This window comes from Pricia sp., assembly GCF_041745955.1.
Taxonomy (GTDB): domain Bacteria; phylum Bacteroidota; class Bacteroidia; order Flavobacteriales; family Flavobacteriaceae; genus Pricia.
The window spans coordinates 1-3,803 of record NZ_JBGTHY010000267.1 but is presented as its reverse complement, the minus strand read 5'-3'; the positions used below and the strand labels follow the sequence as shown (position 1 = coordinate 3,803).

3 protein-coding genes are annotated in these 3,803 nt (G+C 42.0%); all 3 read right to left on the bottom strand.

Annotated elements, in window-relative coordinates; genetic code table 11:
- A partial coding sequence (locus ACEW8S_RS09900; RefSeq protein ID WP_373517992.1) for a LytR/AlgR family response regulator transcription factor occupies nt 1-671 on the bottom strand: 671 nt, incomplete at its 3' end.
- Between the two features lie 155 nt (nt 672-826).
- The gene (locus ACEW8S_RS09895) at nt 827-2,779 is read right to left on the bottom strand and encodes a tetratricopeptide repeat protein (protein ID WP_373517991.1); all 1,953 of its coding nucleotides are present in this window, start codon (nt 2,777-2,779) and stop codon (nt 827-829) included.
- A 273-nt stretch (nt 2,780-3,052) separates the two neighbouring features.
- On the bottom strand, nt 3,053-3,803 hold a 751-nt coding region (locus tag ACEW8S_RS09890; RefSeq protein WP_373517990.1), incomplete at its 5' end, for a sensor histidine kinase.

The window sequence follows — 3,803 nt, the reverse complement described above, 5'->3', positions numbered from 1 at the left end:
ACGTAGCCGCCATCGCCCTTGATATATTTTTTGACGTGACTTAGGTTGATAAGGTGGGAGTTGTGTACCCTGCAAAACCCGGAACCGGACAGCAGGTTTTCAAAATCCTTAAGGTTTTTGGAGATAACCTGTTTTTGTTTGCCGGAAAGGTAAAGCGTGGTATAGCTGCCGTCGGCCTCGCAGTAGATGATATCGTCGGTCCTGAAAAAGTCGATACCGTCCAAAGTAGGGACCGCCAGTTTCTCGATCTTGCCCGATGCATAGTTGAGATTGTGCAGCACGGACTGGTAGCGTTGTCTCTTTCCGTTTTTTTGTAGGTTTTCCTTGGTCCTTTTCACGGCGTGGATTAAATCGTCGACATCCACGGGTTTCAACAAATAATCGATGGCGCTGAACTTGATGGCCTTGATGGCATATTGGTCGTAGGAAGTAACGAAGATGACCTCAAAATCGATGGGGGACAATTTTTGCAGCACGTCAAAACCGGACATATTGGGCATCTGGACGTCCAAAAAAACAAGATCGGGTTTGAGGGCATTAATGGCCGCTATACCCGCTTCGGGACTTTCGCAAATCTGCAAGATCGCTACTTCCGGGCAATACTGTTCCACCGCCTGCTGCAGTGACTGCCGGCCGTAGTGCTCGTCGTCTATGATTATTGTCTTTATCATTTAAGTTTAGAAGTTCGGTAAATTCAGAATGCCAATGTTTATAAACATGCTCTTACTTCGCAGCTAATATTCTGTTCCTTGATATTACTCATACTCATAACTCATAACTTTGAACTTGATCTCGGTTGCTAAGCGAATTCAAAGCATGGACTTGATCAGGAAATAGGAATATTAACGGTCACCCTAGTCCCCAACGCTTCGCCCGCCTGATTCGTCAAGTCGGTGATATGGATCAGTTGCCTTTCCAGTTCCTTGCTGAGCAGCCTAAGCCGTTCTTCTGTAATTTTCAATCCCAAAGACTTTGTTTTATACACCGATCTTTGCTGCAGCTCGAAGGCTTTTTGGCGGCCTACGCCGTTATCTTCTATCGTGCAGATCAGTTGTTCGCCCTGCTGTTCTATGGAAATGCCGATCTGTCCGTTCCCGGTATCCTTTTTATGCATCAGGCCGTGCCAGATGGCATTTTCCACAAAGGGCTGCAATACCATGGAGGGCAGATACGTGTTTTCCAGATCGATATCCCCCTTGACATCAATCTGGTGTTGTATTTCGCCATTAAAACGGAGAGCTTCCAATTGAATGTAGGCTTCCAATAAGGTCAGTTCATCTTTTAGGGAGACTTCGGTGGACTCCGCATTCTCCAAGACCATTCGAATCAATTTGCCGAACTTGGTCAGGTATTTGGAGGCGTTTTGATTGTCGCCGTCTAAAATCATCTGGTTGATGGAGTTCATACAGTTGAAGATAAAATGCGGATTGATCTGCGCTTGCAGGGCCTTCATTTCGAGCTCTGTCAGTTGCCTTTTAAAGTTCACTTCCTTGATCTCCTCGTTTTTTGAGGCCAAAAGTTTTTGGCCTTTTAAACGTTGGCGCAGCGTATAAAAAATGAGGCCTGCCAAGAGGGCGATCAACCCTACGCCCCCGATAGAGGCATTTTTTAGGGTAGCCTGGCGTTGGGCTTCTTTTTGCTGCACTTGCTTTTCTTGGGCCAGAAGGGTGATTTGCTGGTCTTTTTTTTCGGTTTCGTATTTTACCTGAAGTTCGTTGATATGTTTAGTACTGCGCTCATTTAAAATACTGTCATTGGCTGCCTTAAATAGTTGATGATATTTATATGCTCCGCTAAAGTCCTTTTTTTCTACATGTAATTCACTAAGTGCCTCGTAAACATCGGAAATTAGTGGATTTGATTTTATTTCTTCGGCAACTGATAAACTTTTTAATAAATAATTTTGTGCGAGTAAATAATTTTTCAACTTCAAATACGTGTAACCCACATACTTAAAACAATAGCCCAGTTCCACTTTTTGAGACAACCGTTCTCTTATTGGTAAGGAACGGCGGTAGTAGAACAGGGCTTTCTCATATTCCTTTAATTCAATGAAGACATGACCTAAATCTTCTAAACCATTGGAAATCCCCCAATCGCTGCCAATTTCTTGGCTCATTTTAAGAGCTTGTTCATAATAATTCTTGGATTTACTAAATTCTTTTTTCCCGAGGTATGCGCTTCCCAAATATGAAAGATCTACCGCTGCCGCCTGATTTGGTTTGCCACTTTCTAAACGATCATCCAGGTTTAAAGCTTCTTTAAAACTTTCGATTGCCAAATCATACTTCTTACTAGTCAAATAGATATCTCCAATACTGCTAAGTGCAGTTGCAACTCCTAAGTTTTTTCCTTTAATTTGATAAATATTCAGTATGCGGTGATACACTGAAAGTGCTTTGTCATACTCGCCTAGCGTACTTTGTATTACCGCTAATTGGTACAAACCGTTCGCTACGTCCAGAGAATCACCAATGCTTGAAGAGTTCGCTATAAATTTGTTAAGATGTACCAAAGCCTCAGGATAATTTCCTTCATGCCTGCTAGAAACGCCATAATAAAAATCGTACCAACCAATTCCCTTTTCAAAATTTAACTTTTGTGAAAGTATTTTTATACTATCCGCATATTTTCTGACTATATCCGTTTCGGAGTTGGAACTGCCATAATGCCAAGCTAAACGGTAATAGGTCTTAATTTTACTTGAATCATCGGGAAGGGTTCTTAATACTGTCAAAAGACTGTCCAATTCTTCCTGTCTTTGTGCTTGCAGCGGCACTGTACACACAACTAATGCCCAATAAATTAAGATCCATATAAAATAATTTGTCCTCATTTCTTTTGGAGTAGGGAAAATCCGTTATTTATTGAAATTTTAAGGTAACTTCAAAGATGGCCGTCGCACTAATTTAGCCATTTTGCAGCTAGTATTAGGAAATTTTGTACCCCATACAACTTTTTGCTGATGGTCTGCCCATTATTTTCTACTGCAAGTGAACTTTTTTGAACTTTTAAAATTTTTCAAAGTTCCCCCTCTACGATTGACTTTTTTTTAGTAAATCGGGATATTCACTTCTACACGGGTGCCCAAGGCTTGCCCCAACGAGTCTTTCAGGTCGGTGATATGGATAAGCTGTTTTTGGAGTTCTTTACTGACCAACTTAAGACGGTCTTCAGTAATCTTGATGCCCAGCGATTTGCTTTTCCAGACCGATTTTTGTTGCAATTCCCTGGACTTTTCCCTACCTACGCCGTTATCCTCTATCTGACAGATTAATTGTTGGTCCCGGTCCTTTTCTACGGAAATGGTAATGCATCCTTGGCCCTCTTTCGTTTTGTGCATAAGGCCGTGCCAGATGGCATTTTCCACAAAGGGTTGTAGAACCATGGAAGGTAGATAGGTATTTTCCAGATCGATATCCCCTTTGATATTGATTTGGTGTTTTATTTCGCCATTAAACCGAAGGGCTTCCAATTGGATATAGGCTTCCAAGAGGGTCAGTTCATCTTTTAGGGAGACTTCGGTGGACTCCGCATTCTCCAAGACCATCCGGATCAGCTTGCCAAATTTGGTCAGGTATTTGGAGGCGTTTTGGTTGTCACCGTCCAAAATCATCTGGTTGATGGAGTTCATACAGTTAAAGATAAAATGCGGATTGATTTGTGCCTGAAGGGCTTTCATTTCCAGCTCTGTCAGTTGCCTTTTAAAATTCACTTCTTTGATTTCTTCGTTTTTTGAGGCCAAAGCTTTTTGGTTTTTTAGGCGCTGGCGGAAAGTGTAGAATAGCAGACCGGCTAAGAGC